A 16366-nucleotide genomic window follows, 5' to 3' on the forward strand; every position below is an offset into this window, starting at 1 on the left:
TCTTTCCAAACGCATAGGCCGCTTTACAGCAAATCAATTACGCGGGGGCGTAATGAAGCGAGGCGTGCGATTGACGCCTTTATGGGGTGCGAAAGTAGGTGGTTCTATAAGGTTTGGCAGTTCCCGTTCAATGTGCGCGTCTCGGTGCGAGATGCCGGTATTAAACGAGGGCTTACCGCGTTTTGGAAAAAGCCTACGTGAGGATGCTCGCCCCCTTATTGCGGCTCCGGATTTACCTGCTTAGTTATGGCTATGAGCAGGTTGACGGCGTGACGTGTCAGCATGTTGCCTTCCGATTGCTCCTGCCTCGACTCGGCCGGTCTGTGTCGCAAAAAAACGGCGCATGCCTTTGCAGGCCGCGCCGTTTCGTGTGCGTCGAGAGGCTTATTGCAGCACTTCAATCACCCCGTCGGCACTCATGCTGACTTGGCTGGTACCGGCCTCGACTTCCGGCGCCGGCGCTGAATCCATCATGGCGGCTTTCATCATCATCCCGCCACGGGCGTACGGTTGCGGATAACCATTGGTGTTGAAGTTCAAGTTGACGATCTTGTAGCCCTTGCCGCCCAGCGCATCGGTGGCCAGTTGCGCACGGGCTTTGAATGCAGCGACGGCGTCCTTGAGCAGGGCATCTTCGCTGGCCTTGCGCGTGGTGTCGGCGATGGCAAAGTCCATGTTTTCCATTTTCAGGGTGTTGAGCAGTTCGCCGGTGAGTTTGGAAAGCGCCGGGAAGTCCGCGCTTTCGAGGCGCAGTTCGGCACGTTCGCGCCAGCCGGTGATCTTCTGGTTCTTGTCATCGTAGATCGGGTAGCTGTTACGGCTGCCCTGGCGCAGGGTGACATCCTTGACTTCACGGGCCTGGCCCAGGGCCTTGTTCATGGTGGTGGTGATTTCGGCGGCAAGCTTGGCCGGGTCGCTGTTTTGGGACTCGGTGTAAAGGGTGACGATCATCTTGTCGCGGGCCACTTCCTGGCTGACTTCGGCGCGCAGGGAGATCTGGTTGTAATGCAGTTCGTCGGCGGCAAGTGCCGGAAGGCTGGCCATGGCGCTGACGCCGAGGGTGATGATGGCTGCGCTGCGAGTGAAACGAGACATGGAAGCTCCTTGGGGTTGTGCGTATCGGTATGACTGTAGACGGTGGTGTCAGGTTCTTCGGGTTTACACATCACCTACAAAGTGTGCTGGCGCCGACGAACGGTCATTTACCCGGCCTGCGGCAAAGAGCCACACGCGCCGTGCCGGCCGGCCTGCTTCGTTTATACTCCTGCCGATCTGCTAGCAGCGCCCACCGGGAGAGCTCATGCTCGCCGCCGTAAAACTGACTTCCGCCACCCGCCAGAACCTCTGGCGCCTGACGTTCATTCGCACCCTGGTACTGGCCGCACAGGCGGGTTCAGTCGGGCTTGCCTATTGGTTCGACCTGCTGCCGCTGCCCTGGCTGCAACTGGGTGTGACCCTGGGTTTTTCCATCGTGTTGTGCGCATTTACTGCGATCCGCTTGCGCACCACGTGGCCGGTGACCGAACTGGAGTACGCCCTGCAATTGGCGTGCGACCTGTTTATCCACAGTGTGTTGTTGTATTTCTCGGGTGGTTCCACCAACCCGTTCGTTTCTTATTATCTGGTGCCCCTGACCATTGCTGCGGTGACATTGCCGTGGCGCTACTCGGTGGTGCTGTCGGGCATCGCCCTGACCCTCTACACCCTGTTGCTGGCGCAGTTCTATCCATTGCAAACCTTCCCCATCGCCCGGGAAAACCTGCAGATCTATGGAATGTGGCTGAGCTTCGCGCTGTCTGCTGCGGTGATCACCTTCTTCGCCGCGCGCATGGCTGAAGAACTGCGTCGCCAGGAAGAATTGCGCGCCATTCGCCGCGAAGAGGGCCTGCGTGACCAGCAATTGCTGGCCGTCGCGACCCAGGCCGCTGGTGCCGCCCATGAGTTGGGCACACCGCTGGCCACCATGAGTGTTTTGCTCAACGAAATGACGCAGGACCACCACGACCCTGCACTGCAAGAGGATCTCGGCGTACTGCGCGAGCAGGTCAAGCAGTGCAAGCAGACCTTGCAGCAACTGGTGCGCGCCGCCGAAGCCAATCGCCGCCTGGCGGTCGAGATGCAGGACGTCACCCAGTGGCTCGACGAGGCCTTGAACCGTTGGCACCTGATGCGCCCCGAAGCCAGCTACCGTTTTCATCTGCTGGGGCAGGGCAGCGTACCGCGCATGGCGCCGCCACCGGACCTGACCCAGGCGTTGCTCAACCTGCTGAACAATGCCGCCGACGCCTGCCCCGAGGGCTTGGGCGTACAGCTGGATTGGGATCTGGAACACGTGACCATCAGCATTCGTGACCACGGCGCGGGCGTGCCGCTGGCCATTGCCGAGCAGATCGGTAAACCCTTCTTTACCACCAAGGGCAAAGGCTTCGGCCTCGGCCTGTTTTTGAGCAAGGCCAGCGTGACCCGCGCGGGCGGCTCAGTGAAGCTCTATAGTCACGAGGAAGGCGGCACGCTCACCGAGCTGCGCCTGCCCCGTGTCGCACGAGGAGATATCGATGAGTGACGAGATCCAAGTCGAAGGCGAAGAACTGCCGCACCTGTTGCTGGTAGATGACGACGCCACCTTTACCCGCGTGATGGCCCGCGCCATGAGCCGTCGCGGTTTTCGCGTGAGCACCGCAGGTTCGGCCGAGGAAGGCCTGACCATCGCCCAGGCCGACCTGCCGGACTACGCCGCGCTCGACCTGAAAATGGATGGCGACTCCGGCCTGGTGCTGCTGCCCAAGCTGTTGGAGCTGGACCCGGAAATGCGCGTGGTCATCCTCACTGGATACTCCAGCATCGCCACCGCCGTCGAGGCCATCAAGCGTGGCGCCTGCAACTACCTGTGCAAGCCGGCGGACGCCGACGACGTGCTGGCTGCGTTGCTCTCCGAGCATGCCGACCTCGACACCCTGGTGCCGGAAAATCCAATGTCGGTCGATCGCCTGCAGTGGGAGCACATCCAGCGCGTACTGACCGAACACGAAGGCAATATCTCCGCCACCGCCCGCGCCCTGGGCATGCACCGCCGCACCCTGCAACGCAAGCTGCAGAAGCGTCCGGTACGTCGCTGAACCTAAGCTGAACAACCCGCTTCAGGCCGTACGGAGCCGTGAACCGATCCTCTATGATCGGTTCATACGCCTGTCACCTCTTCCTTACCGAGCCTGAACGATGAATCAGAACGCTGAGTACTCCGCGGTCAACGACGCGGTGCGTGGGCAATTCTTCCGTCGAACCTGGGCGATGATCACGCCCTATTGGCGCAGTGAAGAGAAGGGCAAGGCCTGGTTGCTGCTGATCGCCGTGATCGGTCTGTCGCTGTTCAGCGTGGCGATTTCGGTATGGATGAACCATTGGTACAAGGATTTCTACAACGCGCTGGAGAACAAGGACACTGCGGCTTTCTGGCAGTTGATCGGCTATTTCTGCGGCATTGCGGCAGTCGCCATTCTCGGCGCGGTGTACCGCCTGTACCTGACCCAGATGCTGACCATTCGCTGGCGCGCCTGGCTCACCGAAAAGCACTTTGCGCGCTGGCTTGGCCACAAGAACTATTACCATCTGGAACAGGGTGGCTACACCGATAACCCGGACCAGCGGATCTCCGAAGACCTCAACAGTTTTACCTCGAGCACGTTGAGCTTGGGCCTTGGGCTGCTGCGCAATGTCGTCAGCCTGGTGTCCTTCTCCATCATTCTGTGGGGCGTGTCGGGCGGCATTGAGGTGTTCGGCATTACCATCCCCGGTTACATGTTTTGGTGTGCATTGCTCTACGCCGCAGTCGGCAGTTGGCTGACGCACCTGATCGGTCGTCGTTTGATTGGCCTGAGCAACCAGCAACAGCGTTTTGAAGCCGACCTGCGTTTCTCCATGATACGGGTGCGCGAGAATGCCGAAAGCATCGCCCTGTACAACGGCGAGCCGAATGAGCAGCAGCGTTTGACTACGCGCTTCGGCAAGGTCTGGAATAACTACTGGGACATCATGAAGGTGTCCAAGCGCCTGACGTTTTTTACCGCCGGCTACGAACAGATTGCGACCGTCTTCGCGTTCATCATCGCTGCACCTCGTTACTTTTCCGGCAAGATCGAGTTAGGCGAACTGATGCAAATCAACTCGGCATTCGGCAATGTTCAGGGCAACTTCAGTTGGTTTATCAGCGCCTACTCGGACCTTGCCGGCTGGCGCGCGACCAGTGATCGTCTATTGAGCTTTCAGCAGGCCATGACCGAAAACGAGCAACGCCCGGCGTCCATCGATGTGAATGCACAGGGTGAGCGCCTGGTGGTGCAGGGCCTGGGCTTGAACCTGGCCGATGGTCGCCACTTGCTGACGGACGCCAACATGAGCGTGGAGCCGGGTGAACGCCTGATGCTCAGTGGGCGGTCCGGCAGCGGTAAAAGCACGCTGCTTCGGGCAATGGGGCATTTGTGGCCGGCGGGGCACGGACGTATCCGCTTGCCGGCGTCACGCTACTTGTTCCTGCCACAGAAGCCGTATTTGCCGATTGGCACGCTCAAGGCCGTGTTGAGTTATCCACAGGACGACAGCGTCTACTCGGCAGAACGTTATGCTCAGGTCCTGGAAACCTGCCGCTTGCCGCATCTGGTCACACGCCTGGACGAAGCCAATCACTGGCAACGTATGCTCTCACCGGGCGAGCAACAGCGCCTGGCGTTTGCCCGTGCGTTGTTGTTCGCACCGCAATGGCTGTACATGGACGAAGCCACATCGGCCATGGACGAAGAGGATGAGGCGACGCTGTATCAAGCGTTGATCGATGAACTGCCGGGGCTGAGCATTGTCAGTGTCGGGCACCGCAGCAGCCTCAAGCGCTTCCATGGGCGGCATGTGCGCATCGACGGTGGTTGGCTGCAGGAGCAACAATTGGCTTAAGGCTGCGTGCAGATCATTGGATCTTTGTTGCCAGCAGCCCAAAAAAAGCCCGGCTGATCATCGATCACCCGGGCTTTTTGTGTCGCTTGAAAAAACTTACTTCTTCAAGCCGTAATGCTCATCCAGCATGCCAGGGGCGTTCGGCGTTTTTGGCGCGTAGTCCCGTGGTGGTTCCTGGTTTTCCCGGGGTGGGGTCAGGCGTTCGCGGGGTGTTTGCGGCGCATCGGAATGCAGCGCTGCCAGCAGGCGCTGGCGGGTGATGTCGTCGAGGGCCAGGCGGTTAGCGCCATCGGCGAGGTGATCCTGTACTTCCTGGTAGCTCTGGGTGAGCTTCTTGACCAGGTTCGCGGTGCTGTTGAAGTGGGTAACAACCTCGTTCTGATAACTGTCAAAACGTTCCTGAATGTCATCCAACTGACGCTGCGTGCGGTTAGGCGCGGCATTCGGCAGCAGGCGAGCAACCAGGAATCCAATGGCGACACCGGCAACCAGGGCAAGAGTCGGCAACAACCAAACTAAGAGCGAGTGTTCCACGAGTCCTTCCTCTATAAACGGCTTTGCTTTACGTTAACGGCTCAAACCTGCGCTGTATACCGCGATTAAGCTCGCAATGATGCCATGCACAGACTTTTAGCTAGACGAGTCGACCCTTTGAGAGGTCACGGAGTTCATCCTTGCTCATGCGTGAAACCCCCGTTTTGATCGATGGCCCGGTGGGTCAATTGGAAGCCTTGTACCTGGATCAGCCCGAGCCACGTGGCCTGGCGCTGATCTGCCACCCTAATCCGGTGCAGGGCGGGACCATGCTCAATAAAGTCGTTTCGACCCTGCAGCGCACCGCCCGCGATGCGGGTTTGATTACTTTGCGTTTCAACTACCGTGGTGTCGGTGCGAGCGCCGGTAGCCATGACATGGGCACCGGTGAAGTCGACGACGCCGAAGCGGCGGCCACCTGGCTGCGGGAAAAACACCCCGGCCTGCCCATCACCTTGCTGGGTTTTTCCTTCGGTGGCTATGTCGCCGCCAGCCTCGGTGGCCGACTGGAAGCCAAGGGCGAAAAGCTTGCGCACCTGTTCATGGTCGCCGCGGCCGTGATGCGCCTGCGCGAGACGGATGTGCTGCCCCAGGGCTGCCCATTGACGCTGATCCAGCCGGAAACCGACGAAGTGGTCGAGCCGCAACTCGTCTATGACTGGTCCGCCGCCTTGAATCGCCCCCATGAGCTGCTGAAAGTGGCAGAATGCGGGCACTTTTTTCATGGCAAGCTCACCGATCTCAAGGATCTGGTGCTGCCACGCCTCTCGAATTGATAGCAGTCTGATAAGCGATTACCCATGACGACTCGTACCCGTATCCTCACCGGCATCACCACCACCGGCACGCCGCACCTGGGCAACTACGCCGGTGCGATTCGCCCGGCGATCCTCGCCAGCCAGGACGCCAATGCCGATTCCTTCTACTTCCTGGCCGACTACCACGCCCTGATCAAGTGCGACGACCCGCAGCGCATCCAGCGCTCGCGCATGGAAATCGCCGCGACCTGGCTGGCCGGTGGCCTGGATGTGAACCGGGTGACCTTCTATCGCCAGTCCGACATCCCGGAGATCCCCGAGCTGACCTGGCTGCTGACGTGCGTGGCGGCCAAGGGCCTGCTCAACCGCGCCCACGCCTACAAGGCGTCGGTGGACAAGAACGTGGAAAACGGCGAAGACCCGGATGCGGGCATCACCATGGGCTTGTACAGCTACCCGGTGTTGATGGCAGCGGACATCCTGATGTTCAACGCGCATAAGGTGCCGGTGGGCCGCGACCAGATCCAACACGTGGAAATGGCCCGCGACATCGGCCAGCGTTTCAACCACCTGTTCGGCAACGGTAAAGAGTTCTTCACCATGCCTGAGGCGTTGATCGAAGAAAGCGTCGCCACCTTGCCGGGCCTGGACGGCCGCAAGATGTCCAAGAGCTACGACAACACCATCCCGTTGTTCACCAGCGCCAAGGACATGAAAGACGCTATCTCGCGGATCGTCACCGACTCGCGTGCGCCTGGCGAAGCCAAAGACCCGGATAACTCGCACCTGTTCACCTTGTACCAGGCGTTTGCCAGCAAGGCCCAGGAGGCGGAATTCCGTGCCGAACTGTTGCAAGGCCTGGGTTGGGGGGAGGCGAAGAACCGTCTGTTCCAACTGCTCGATGGTCAGTTGGGTGAAGCCCGTGAGCGGTACCACCAACTGATGGCACGCCCCTCGGACATGGAAGACCTGCTGTTGGTCGGTGCCAAAAAAGCCCGCGCCGTGGCCGCGCCATTCCTGGCCGAGTTGCGCGAAGCGGTGGGTCTGCGTTCGTTCGTCAACCAGGCTGCGGCGCCGGTCGCCACTAAGAAGAAAGCCGCGAAAGCCGCGCGCTTTGTGAGCTTTCGCGAAGACGACGGCAGCTTCCGCTTCCGCCTGTTGGCCGCCGATGGAGAACAACTGCTGCTGTCGCGCAACTTTGCCGATGGCAAAGCGGCAGGCGCGGTCACCAAGCAACTGCAAAACGGTGACGCGCTGGACGTTCGCGCTGACGCCCTGAGCTTCAGCGTGTGGCTGGACGGTGCGGCAGTGGCCGACAGCGCCGCGTTCGCCGACGAGGCGTCGCGCGATGCAGCCATTGCCGCTTTGCGCGTTGCGCTGACCCCACTCGAGGATTAACCCGACCAAGGGTTGATTGCCATTAACCAGGGCCGTCGTTACAGTGACGGCCCGTTTTTGTTGCCTTGCTAACGAAATTATGACGCCCCTAGAACGATATCAAGCTGATCTGAAACGCCCTGAGTTCTTCCACGACGCGGCCCAGGAAACGGCGGTGCGTCATTTGCAGCGTCTGTACGACGACCTGGTCGCGGCCTCGCAAAGCAAGCCAGGGATGCTCGGCAAGCTGTTTGGCAAGAAAGACCGCACGCCGGTTAAAGGCCTGTATTTCTGGGGCGGTGTGGGCCGTGGCAAGACCTACCTGGTCGACACTTTCTTCGAAGCGCTGCCGTTCAAGGAAAAGGTCCGCACCCACTTCCACCGCTTTATGAAGCGCGTGCACGAAGAGATGAAAACCCTGCCGGGCGAGAAAAACCCGCTGACCATCATCGCCAAGCGTTTCTCCGACGAAGCACGGGTGATCTGCTTCGATGAGTTTTTCGTCTCCGACATCACCGACGCCATGATCCTTGGCACCCTGATGGAAGAACTGTTCAAGAACGGCGTGACCCTGGTTGCCACCTCGAACATCGTGCCCGACGGCTTGTACAAGGATGGCCTGCAACGTGCGCGCTTCCTGCCGGCCATCGCGCTGATCAAGCAGAACACCGAGATCGTCAACGTCGACAGCGGCGTCGACTACCGCTTGCGTCACCTTGAACAGGCGGAGTTGTTCCACTTCCCGCTGAACGAAGCGGCCCACGAAAGCCTGAAAAAGAGCTTTCGCGCGCTGACGCCGGAATGCACCCAGGCGGTGGAAAACGACAAGCTGATGATCGAGAACCGCGAGATCATCGCGTTGCGCACCTGCGATGACGTGGCCTGGTTCGAGTTCCGCCAACTGTGTGACGGCCCGCGCAGCCAGAACGATTACATCGAACTGGGCAAGATCTTCCACGCGGTGATTTTGAGCGGCGTGGAACAGATGAACGTCACCACCGACGACATCGCGCGGCGCTTTATCAACATGGTCGACGAGTTCTACGATCGTAACGTCAAGCTGATCATCTCGGCTGAGGTCGAGCTCAAGGACCTCTACACTGGCGGTCGCTTGAACTTTGAATTCCAGCGCACTCTCAGCCGTTTGCTGGAGATGCAGTCCCACGAATTCCTGTCGCGTGGGCATAAGCCTTAAGGCCGACACAATAAAAATGTGGGAGGGGGCAATCCTCTCCCACATTTATCGTGAGTAAAGTCTTATTTTAAGCCGCCTGCTGGAACTGCTGCCGATACTGGTTCGGCGACAAGTCCGTGTGCTGCCTGAACAATCGCGCAAAGAAACTCGCATCGTCGTAACCCACCTCATAACTGATGGTTTTGATGCTCTTGCGGCTGCCCGAGAGCAGGCCCTTGGCCGTTTCGATACGCAGGCGTTGCAGGTAATGCAGCGGTTTGTCGCCGGTGGCGGTCTGGAAGCGGCGCATGAAGTTGCGGATGCTCATGCCATGTTCCCGGGCGACGTCCTCGAAGCGGAACTTGTCGGCAAAGTGCTCTTCGAGCCACTGCTGGATCTGCAGGATGATCACGTCCTGATGCAGTTTCTGCCCGCCGAACCCGATACGCCCCGGCGAGTAACTGCGCTGCACTTCATAAAGAATGTCGCGGGCGACGGCCTGGGCGATATTGGCGCCGCAGAAGCGCTCGATCAGGTAAATGTAGAGGTCGCACGCCGAAGTGGTGCCGCCGGCGCAATACAGGTTGTCGGCGTCGGTCAGGTGCTTGTCCTGGTTAAGCTGGACCTTGGGAAAGCGTTCGCTGAAGGCATTGAAGAAACGCCAATAGGTGGTCGCCTCCTTGCCATCGAGCAGTCCGGCTTCGGCCAGCCAGAACACCCCGGTGGCTTCACCGCAGAGCACGGCGCCGCGCGCGTGTTGTTCGCGCAGCCACGGCAGCACTTGAGGATAGCGGGTGCATAGAGCATCGAAGTCATCCCAGAAAGCCGGCAGCACGATGATGTCGGCGTCTTCCAGGCCGCCGTCCACCGGCATGATCACATCGCTGAAGCTGCGCACCGATTGTCCATCGGGGCTCACCAGGCGCGTTGCAAACGCCGGCGTAAGGCCAAGGCCCTGTTGTTTGCCGTAGCGCAGGCTGGCGAGGTGGAAGAAATCCTTGGCTTGCATGAGGGTGGACGCGAATACCCGATCAATGGCCAAAATGCTGACGCGCCGCAGGGGCGTGGAGATTTGGTTAGACATAATTTCATTTATTCTTATAGGGGAAAGTGGTCACCAGACGGCTGGATCGTCTTATTTTTTGTCGCATGTGTCCAGTGTCCCGTAAGGCTTTCGCGGCATAGGCTCTGTGGGTTCGTCTTTGTCCGACAATCCATGCAGGTGACCCATGATTCCCAGAACTTTGTTCAGTCCGGAGCACGAACTCTTTCGCGAGAGCGTGCGCACCTTCCTCGAAAAAGACGCCGCGCCGTTCCATGGGCAATGGGAAAAACAGGGTTACATCGACCGTGATCTGTGGCGCAAAGCGGGGGAGGCGGGGATGCTCTGCTCCCATCTGCCGGAGGAATACGGTGGGCTGGGCGCGGATTTTCTCTACAGCACGGTGGTGATCGAAGAGATCGGCCGGCTGGGTCTCACCGGCATCGGGTTCTCCCTGCATTCGGATATCGTCGCGCCGTATATTCTGCATTACGGCAGTGAGGCGCTGAAGCACAAATACCTGCCCCAATTGATTAGTGGCGAGATGGTCACGGCCATTGCGATGACCGAGCCAGGCGCGGGTTCCGATCTGCAAGGGGTCAAGACCACTGCCGTGCTGGACGGCGATGAATATGTGATCAACGGCTCCAAGACCTTCATTACCAACGGTTATCTTGCCGAGTTGGTAATCGTGGTGGCCAAGACCGATCCCAAGGCCGGCGCCAAGGGCACCAGCCTGTTTCTGGTGGAGGCCGATACGCCGGGCTTCGCCAAGGGCAAGCGTCTGGAGAAGGTCGGTATGAAGGCCCAGGACACCTCGGAGTTGTTCTTCCAGGATGTGCGTGTGCCCAAGGAAAACCTGTTGGGCCAGGCGGGCATGGGCTTTGCCTACCTGATGCAGGAACTGCCCCAGGAGCGTTTGACCGTGGCGATCGGCGCACTGGCCTCAGCCGAAGCGGCGTTGCAGTGGACGCTCGAGTACACCCGTGAACGCAAGGCCTTCGGCAAGGCGATCGCCGATTTCCAGAACACCCGTTTCAAACTGGCGGAAATGGCCACCGAGATTCAGATCGGTCGGGTATTCGTCGACAAGTGCCTGGCATTGCACCTGGAGGGCAAGCTGGACGTGCCTACGGCTGCGATGGCCAAGTACTGGGCCACCGACCTGCAGTGCAAGGTGCTCGACGAGTGCGTGCAGTTGCACGGCGGTTACGGCTTTATGTGGGAATACCCGATTGCGCGGGCCTGGGCGGATGCGCGGGTGCAGCGCATTTATGCGGGCACCAACGAGATCATGAAGGAGATTATTGCGCGGGCGCTCTAGGGGGGGCTGTGCTGCTGAGGCCTCTTCGCGAGCCCGCTCCCGCGTTTTGATTGTGAATACAGTCAAATGTGGGAGCGAGCGTGTTCGCGAAGACTGTCTATGGATTGATCAAGGTGCTGGGTTTGGATGATCCTTCTGAATCGCCTCAATCCCTTCCAGCACCTCTTTCGACAGTTTCAGATCAGCACTGGCGATGTTGCTGTCCAACTGTTCAAGCGATGTGGCCCCGATAATGTTGCTGGTCACGAACGGCTGCTGCGTCACGAACGCCAGGGCCATCTGCGCCGGGTCCAGGCCATGTTCGCGCGCCAGGGCCACGTAACGGCTGCACGCCGCTTCCGATTGTGGGTTGAAATAGCGGCTGAAGCGGCTGTACTCCGTCAGGCGCGCCTTGGCCGGGCGTGCGCCACCTTCGTATTTGCCACTGAGCATGCCGAACGCCAGGGGCGAGTAGGCCAGCAGGCCGCATTGTTCCCGAATCGCGACTTCCGCCAGGCCCACTTCGAAACTGCGGTTGAGCAGGTTGTAAGGGTTCTGGATCGACACCGCGCGGCTCCAGCCACGGGCTTCGGCCAGGGCCAGGAATTTCATGGTGCCCCACGGGGTTTCATTGGACAGGCCGATGTGGCGGATCTTGCCAGCCTTGACCTGTTCATCCAGCGCTTCAAGGGTTTCTTCAAGCGGTGTGAGGTCGTCTTCGTCCTTGTGCTTGTAGCTCAACTGGCCAAAAAAGTTGGTGCTGCGTTCCGGCCAGTGCAGTTGATACAGGTCGATCCAGTCGGTCTGCAGGCGCTTGAGGCTGGCGTCGAGGGCTTCAATGATGTGCTTGCGGTTGTGGCGCAGGTGGCCGTCGCGGATGTAATCGATGGTATTGCCGGGGCCTGCAATCTTGCTGGCGAGGATCCAGTCGGCACGGTCGCCACGGCTTTTGAAGTAATTGCCGATATAACGCTCGGTGGTCGCGTAGGTGTCGGCCTTGGGCGGCACCGGGTACATTTCCGCCGTATCGAGGAAGTTGATCCCCGCGGCCTTGGCCCGTTCGATCTGCGCGAAGGCCTCTGCCTCGCTGTTCTGCTCGCCCCAGGTCATGGTGCCCAAGGCTATCGCGCTCACGTTCAGATCTGTACGGCCCAGCTGTCGATAATCCATCGGGTACTCCTTCAGGGAAAACAATCATAAAAGCAGGTTGAATTTTTTTTCGCAATCTGCATAATTGCCCACCTCTTTCTGCAGTGGAAGTGATGCGCCGCCTGCCGAAGAATCTTGCCGTTGAACGGACGCGCCGACCCGAGCCCCCGATAGCGTCTGTATCCGGCTGCCTTTGACTTGTCAAAGTACGCACTATTCAGTAAGATCCGCCGTCTAATTTACAGGGCGGCCCCTGAGGCTATTAAAGAATGACAACTTTTACTGCAAAACCGGAAACAGTTCAGCGCGACTGGTTTGTCGTCGACGCCGCTGGTCAGACCCTGGGTCGTCTGGCCACTGAAGTCGCCAGCCGTCTGCGTGGCAAGCACAAGCCTGAATACACCCCTCACGTTGACACCGGTGACTACATCGTGATCATCAACGCTGAGCAGGTACGTGTTACCGGCAACAAAGCGCAAGACAAAATGTACTACCGTCACTCCGGTTTCCCAGGCGGTATCAAGTCTTCCAACTTTGAAGGCCTGATCTCCAAGAAGCCTGAAGCCCCGATCGAAATCGCGGTCAAAGGCATGCTGCCTAAGGGCCCACTGGGTCGCGATATGTTTCGCAAGCTGAAAGTCTATGCGGGCGCTGTACACCCTCATGCTGCTCAGCAGCCCCAAGAACTGAAGTTTTAACGGAATAGTTCATTATGTCGGCGACTCAAAATTACGGCACTGGCCGTCGCAAAACCGCAACCGCACGCGTTTTCCTGCGTCCGGGCACTGGTAACATCTCGATCAACAACCGCACCCTGGATAACTTCTTCGGCCGCGAAACTGCCCGCATGGTAGTTCGTCAGCCGCTGGAATTGACCGAGACTGTTGAAAAGTTCGACATCTACGTCACCGTTATCGGTGGCGGTGTAAGTGGTCAAGCTGGCGCAATCCGCCACGGTATCACTCGCGCTCTGATGCAGTACGACGAAACCCTGCGTGGCGCTCTGCGCAAAGCTGGCTTCGTGACTCGCGATGCCCGTGAAGTTGAACGTAAGAAAGTCGGTCTGCGTAAAGCGCGTAAGCGTCCGCAGTACTCGAAGCGTTAATTCGCTTTACGTTCCACAAAAACGCCCAGCCTCCTCACGGAGCTGGGCGTTTTTTATTGCCTGCGATTTATGCACATTTTTCGCCGTGACAACTTGCCACATCCGTAGACCCCCTATACTACAAGGCCTGGAGGCTGAGCCCTGGGCAATTCCCTTGTCATACGTGGGGCTTTTCATTACCATTCGGCAAAATTTTTATAAGTAAAGATTCAACACTTAGTAGACGCCTGATTTAACAGGCCAAAAAAGCTGATGGGAGAGGACTGAATGAGCAATGACGGCGTGAATGCAGGCCGGCGTCGCTTCTTGGTAGCAGCCACATCCGTGGTGGGTGCTGCAGGAGCGGTGGGGGCTGCGGTCCCGTTCGTGGGGTCATGGTTTCCCAGTGCCAAGGCGAAAGCCGCAGGTGCACCGGTGAAGGTGAATGTCAGCAAAATCGAGCCAGGCCAGCAGATGATTGCTGAGTGGCGCGGCCAGCCGGTGTTCATTGTTCGTCGTACAGAGGAAATCCTGGGAAATCTGAAAAAGATCGAAGGCCAGTTGTCTGACCCCAAATCTGAGAAATCCGACCAACCCGCCTACGCCAAAAACGAAGCACGTTCGATCAAGCCAGAGATTCTGTTGCTGGTCGGTCTGTGTACCCACTTGGGTTGCTCGCCTACCTTCCGCCCGGAAGTAGCTCCCGTCGATCTGGGCAAGGACTGGGTCGGTGGTTATTTCTGCCCGTGCCACGGTTCCCACTACGACCTGGCCGGACGCGTCTACAAGTCCCAACCCGCGCCGTTGAACCTGCCCGTACCGCCGCATACCTACGAAACTGACGACCTTATTGTCATTGGCCTCGATAAGGAGAACGCGTGATGAGCAAGTTCATGGATTGGGTCGATGCGCGCTTCCCCGCAACTAAAATGTGGGAAGACCATCTCAGCAAGTACTACGCCCCGAAGAACTTCAACTTCTTCTATTTCTTTGGCTCCCTGGCACTGCTGGTGCTTGTCAACCAGATCGTCACCGGCGTCTGGCTGACGATGAGCTATACACCCTCGGCGGAAGAGGCGTTCGCCTCGGTCGAATACATCATGCGTGACGTCGAGTACGGCTCGATCCTGCGTCTGCTGCACTCCACCGGTGCTTCGGCGTTCTTCATCGTGGTCTATATGCACATGTTCCGCGGCCTGCTGTACGGTTCGTACCAGAAACCGCGAGAGCTGGTATGGGTCTTCGGCATGCTGATCTATCTGGCGCTGATGGCCGAAGCGTTCATGGGTTACCTGCTGCCATGGGGCCAGATGTCGTACTGGGGCGCCCAGGTGATCATCTCGCTGTTTGGTGCGATTCCGGTCATCGGTAATGACCTGACCCAGTGGATCCGTGGTGACTACCTGATCTCCGGCATCACCTTGAACCGCTTCTTCGCCTTGCACGTGGTGGCTCTGCCGATCGTGATTCTGGGCCTGGTGGTGTTGCACATCCTCGCGCTGCACGAGGTGGGTTCCAACAACCCGGATGGCGTTGACATCAAGAAGCACAAGGACGAAAACGGCATCCCGCTGGATGGCATTCCGTTCCACCCGTACTACACCGTCAAAGACATCGTCGGCGTGGTCGTGTTCCTGTTCGTGTTCTGCTCGATCGTGTTCTTTTTCCCGGAGATGGGCGGTTATTTCCTCGAGAAGCCTAACTTCGAGCAAGCCAACGCGTTCAAGACACCTGAGCACATTGCCCCGGTCTGGTACTTCACACCGTTCTACGCCATCTTGCGGGCGATCCCCGACAAGCTTATGGGCGTCATCGCCATGGGCGCGGCCATTGCCGTGCTGTTCGTACTGCCTTGGCTCGACCGCAGCCCGGTCAAGTCGATGCGCTACAAAGGCTGGCTGAGCAAGATCTGGCTGTGGGTGTTCTGCATTTCGTTCGTGATCCTGGGCGTACTCGGCGTACTGGCGCCAACGCCTGAGCGTACGTTGCTGTCGCAGGTCTGCACCTTCCTGTATTTCGCCTACTTCATTCTGATGCCGTTCTACACCCGGCTAGAGAAGACCAAACCGGTTCCGGAAAGGGTGACTGGCTGATGAAAAAATTATTCGTTGCATTGATGCTTGCGGCGCTGCCGCTACTGTCATTCGCTGCCGAGCACGGCGGCCCGGAATTGGAAAAAGTCGATATCGACGTGTCTGATAAAGCAGCCCTGCAGGACGGCGCACGCACGTTCGCCAACTACTGCATGGGTTGCCACAGCGCCAAGTTCCAACGCTATGAGCGTGTGGCCGACGACCTGGGTATCCCCCACGAGTTGATGCTGGAGAAGCTTGTGTTCACGGGCGCCAAGATTGGCGACCACATGAACATCGGCATGAAGCCAGCAGACGCCAAGGCTTGGTTCGGTGCTGCGCCGCCTGACCTGACGCTGGTAGCGCGCGTGCGTGGCACTGACTGGCTCTACGGCTACCTCAAGTCCTTCTACGAAGACCCGGCTCGCCCGTGGGGTGTGAACAACAAAGTGTTCCCGAACGTCGGTATGCCTAACGTTCTGGTCGGCCTGCAGGGTCGCCAAGTGGTAGGATGCAAGCAGGTTCAGGTCGTTGAGAACGGCAAGAAACAATATGATCCGTTGACCGGTACGCCTCTGACTCACGAAGCGTGCGACCAACTGACCATCGTGCCTAAGAGCGGTGCGCTGAACGAAGAGCAGTTCGACGAGAAGGTCAAGAACCTCGTGACCTTCCTGGCCTACTCGGCCAACCCGGTCAAATTGCAGCACCAGCGCATCGGTACGTATGTCTTGCTGTACCTGGCTTTCTTCTTTGTATTCGCCTATCTGCTTAAACGCGAATACTGGAAGGATGTGCATTGATCCAACCGTAAGCAATTGCTGTTAATCTTGCGCGCCCAGCGGCATCTCTGACCCGTAGCGACCCGGTCATCAGGTCCTACAGAGATGCTCTCTGGGCGCGCTCGTTTTTGAGCTTTCGATAATTTCAAC

The 16366-nt window shown here is 58.8% G+C and carries 16 protein-coding genes; 12 read left to right on the forward strand and 4 right to left on the reverse strand.

Annotated features, from left to right (window positions below; genetic code table 11):
- Positions 1-384 precede the first annotated feature (384 nt).
- Entirely contained in the window at positions 385-1095 is a 711-nt protein-coding gene (locus KZX66_RS00715) for an SIMPL domain-containing protein (protein WP_248075209.1), read from the reverse strand.
- A 205-nt stretch (positions 1096-1300) separates the two neighbouring features.
- On the opposite strand from KZX66_RS00715, the gene KZX66_RS00720 reads away from it, so the two are divergent.
- The 3 genes from KZX66_RS00720 (at position 1301) to KZX66_RS00730 (ending at position 4941) form a co-directional block, all read left to right on the forward strand.
- Entirely contained in the window at positions 1301-2563 is a 1263-nt protein-coding gene (locus KZX66_RS00720; protein ID WP_248075211.1) for an ATP-binding protein, read from the forward strand.
- A complete protein-coding gene (locus KZX66_RS00725; protein WP_003171731.1) occupies positions 2556-3116 on the forward strand; it encodes a response regulator transcription factor in 561 nt (186 codons plus the stop codon). Before KZX66_RS00720 ends, KZX66_RS00725 begins: the two co-directional genes overlap by 8 nt.
- A gap of 100 nt (positions 3117-3216) precedes the next feature.
- Positions 3217-4941, forward strand: coding sequence for an ABC transporter ATP-binding protein/permease (locus KZX66_RS00730; protein WP_248075213.1), 1725 nt, complete (start codon positions 3217-3219; stop codon positions 4939-4941).
- A 96-nt stretch (positions 4942-5037) separates the two neighbouring features.
- On the opposite strand, the gene KZX66_RS00735 is transcribed toward KZX66_RS00730, so the two are convergent.
- A complete protein-coding gene (locus KZX66_RS00735; protein WP_032886236.1) occupies positions 5038-5475 on the reverse strand; it encodes a DUF1043 family protein in 438 nt (145 codons plus the stop codon).
- Positions 5476-5621: 146 nt separating this feature from the next.
- Between KZX66_RS00735 and KZX66_RS00740 the strand changes: the two genes are divergently transcribed.
- From KZX66_RS00740 to zapE, 3 genes are all read left to right on the forward strand, one after another.
- Complete coding sequence (locus KZX66_RS00740) at positions 5622-6251, forward strand: alpha/beta fold hydrolase (protein ID WP_248075215.1); 630 nt, start codon at positions 5622-5624, stop codon at positions 6249-6251.
- Positions 6252-6275: 24 nt separating this feature from the next.
- Positions 6276-7631, forward strand: a complete 1356-nt coding sequence (locus KZX66_RS00745) for a tryptophan--tRNA ligase (protein WP_248075217.1) — start codon at positions 6276-6278, stop codon at positions 7629-7631.
- Positions 7632-7710: 79 nt separating this feature from the next.
- On the forward strand, positions 7711-8805 hold the full coding sequence (gene zapE, locus KZX66_RS00750; protein ID WP_248075219.1) for a cell division protein ZapE: 1095 nt from the start codon (positions 7711-7713) through the stop codon (positions 8803-8805).
- Positions 8806-8872: 67 nt separating this feature from the next.
- On the opposite strand, the gene KZX66_RS00755 is transcribed toward zapE, so the two are convergent.
- Positions 8873-9793, reverse strand: coding sequence for a GlxA family transcriptional regulator (locus KZX66_RS00755; RefSeq protein WP_248075983.1), 921 nt, complete (start codon positions 9791-9793; stop codon positions 8873-8875).
- Between the two features lie 220 nt (positions 9794-10013).
- Here KZX66_RS00755 and KZX66_RS00760 point away from each other — a divergent pair, with 220 nt between their 5' ends.
- Positions 10014-11150, forward strand: coding sequence for an acyl-CoA dehydrogenase family protein (locus tag KZX66_RS00760; RefSeq protein WP_248075221.1), 1137 nt, complete (start codon positions 10014-10016; stop codon positions 11148-11150).
- Positions 11151-11258: 108 nt separating this feature from the next.
- On the opposite strand, the gene KZX66_RS00765 is transcribed toward KZX66_RS00760, so the two are convergent.
- Complete coding sequence (locus KZX66_RS00765; RefSeq protein WP_248075223.1) at positions 11259-12299, reverse strand: NADP(H)-dependent aldo-keto reductase; 1041 nt, start codon at positions 12297-12299, stop codon at positions 11259-11261.
- 248 nt (positions 12300-12547) lie between these two features.
- Between KZX66_RS00765 and rplM the strand changes: the two genes are divergently transcribed.
- The 5 genes from rplM (at position 12548) to KZX66_RS00790 (ending at position 16237) form a co-directional block, all read left to right on the forward strand.
- Positions 12548-12976: a 50S ribosomal protein L13 gene (gene rplM, locus KZX66_RS00770; protein WP_003171742.1), complete on the forward strand. Its 429-nt coding sequence runs from the start codon at positions 12548-12550 to the stop codon at positions 12974-12976.
- Positions 12977-12990: 14 nt separating this feature from the next.
- Positions 12991-13383, forward strand: coding sequence for a 30S ribosomal protein S9 (gene rpsI, locus KZX66_RS00775; protein ID WP_003171743.1), 393 nt, complete (start codon positions 12991-12993; stop codon positions 13381-13383).
- A 267-nt stretch (positions 13384-13650) separates the two neighbouring features.
- A complete protein-coding gene (petA, locus tag KZX66_RS00780) occupies positions 13651-14244 on the forward strand; it encodes a ubiquinol-cytochrome c reductase iron-sulfur subunit (protein ID WP_034095877.1) in 594 nt (197 codons plus the stop codon).
- Positions 14244-15455, forward strand: a complete 1212-nt coding sequence (locus KZX66_RS00785; protein ID WP_032877803.1) for a cytochrome bc complex cytochrome b subunit — start codon at positions 14244-14246, stop codon at positions 15453-15455. The genes petA and KZX66_RS00785 overlap by 1 nt, the downstream gene beginning before the upstream one ends.
- On the forward strand, positions 15455-16237 hold the full coding sequence (locus tag KZX66_RS00790; protein WP_248075225.1) for a cytochrome c1: 783 nt from the start codon (positions 15455-15457) through the stop codon (positions 16235-16237). Before KZX66_RS00785 ends, KZX66_RS00790 begins: the two co-directional genes overlap by 1 nt.
- Positions 16238-16366 lie beyond the last annotated feature (129 nt).

The organism is Pseudomonas sp. EYE_354 (assembly GCF_023148575.1).
Classification (GTDB): domain Bacteria; phylum Pseudomonadota; class Gammaproteobacteria; order Pseudomonadales; family Pseudomonadaceae; genus Aquipseudomonas.

What these genes read in the sequence shown, in the direction of transcription:
- KZX66_RS00715 (WP_248075209.1), bottom strand. Translation starts at nt 1,095, where the DNA reads ATGTCTCGTTTCACTCGCAGCGCAGCCATCATCACCCTCGGCGTCAGC.
- KZX66_RS00720 (WP_248075211.1), top strand. Translation starts at nt 1,301, where the DNA reads ATGCTCGCCGCCGTAAAACTGACTTCCGCCACCCGCCAGAACCTCTGG.
- KZX66_RS00725 (WP_003171731.1), top strand. Translation starts at nt 2,556, where the DNA reads ATGAGTGACGAGATCCAAGTCGAAGGCGAAGAACTGCCGCACCTGTTG.
- KZX66_RS00730 (WP_248075213.1), top strand. Translation starts at nt 3,217, where the DNA reads ATGAATCAGAACGCTGAGTACTCCGCGGTCAACGACGCGGTGCGTGGG.
- KZX66_RS00740 (WP_248075215.1), top strand. Translation starts at nt 5,622, where the DNA reads ATGCGTGAAACCCCCGTTTTGATCGATGGCCCGGTGGGTCAATTGGAA.
- KZX66_RS00745 (WP_248075217.1), top strand. Translation starts at nt 6,276, where the DNA reads ATGACGACTCGTACCCGTATCCTCACCGGCATCACCACCACCGGCACG.
- zapE (WP_248075219.1), top strand. Translation starts at nt 7,711, where the DNA reads ATGACGCCCCTAGAACGATATCAAGCTGATCTGAAACGCCCTGAGTTC.
- KZX66_RS00755 (WP_248075983.1), bottom strand. Translation starts at nt 9,793, where the DNA reads ATGCAAGCCAAGGATTTCTTCCACCTCGCCAGCCTGCGCTACGGCAAA.
- KZX66_RS00760 (WP_248075221.1), top strand. Translation starts at nt 10,014, where the DNA reads ATGATTCCCAGAACTTTGTTCAGTCCGGAGCACGAACTCTTTCGCGAG.
- KZX66_RS00765 (WP_248075223.1), bottom strand. Translation starts at nt 12,299, where the DNA reads ATGGATTATCGACAGCTGGGCCGTACAGATCTGAACGTGAGCGCGATA.
- rplM (WP_003171742.1), top strand. Translation starts at nt 12,548, where the DNA reads ATGACAACTTTTACTGCAAAACCGGAAACAGTTCAGCGCGACTGGTTT.
- rpsI (WP_003171743.1), top strand. Translation starts at nt 12,991, where the DNA reads ATGTCGGCGACTCAAAATTACGGCACTGGCCGTCGCAAAACCGCAACC.
- petA (WP_034095877.1), top strand. Translation starts at nt 13,651, where the DNA reads ATGAGCAATGACGGCGTGAATGCAGGCCGGCGTCGCTTCTTGGTAGCA.
- KZX66_RS00785 (WP_032877803.1), top strand. Translation starts at nt 14,244, where the DNA reads ATGAGCAAGTTCATGGATTGGGTCGATGCGCGCTTCCCCGCAACTAAA.
- KZX66_RS00790 (WP_248075225.1), top strand. Translation starts at nt 15,455, where the DNA reads ATGAAAAAATTATTCGTTGCATTGATGCTTGCGGCGCTGCCGCTACTG.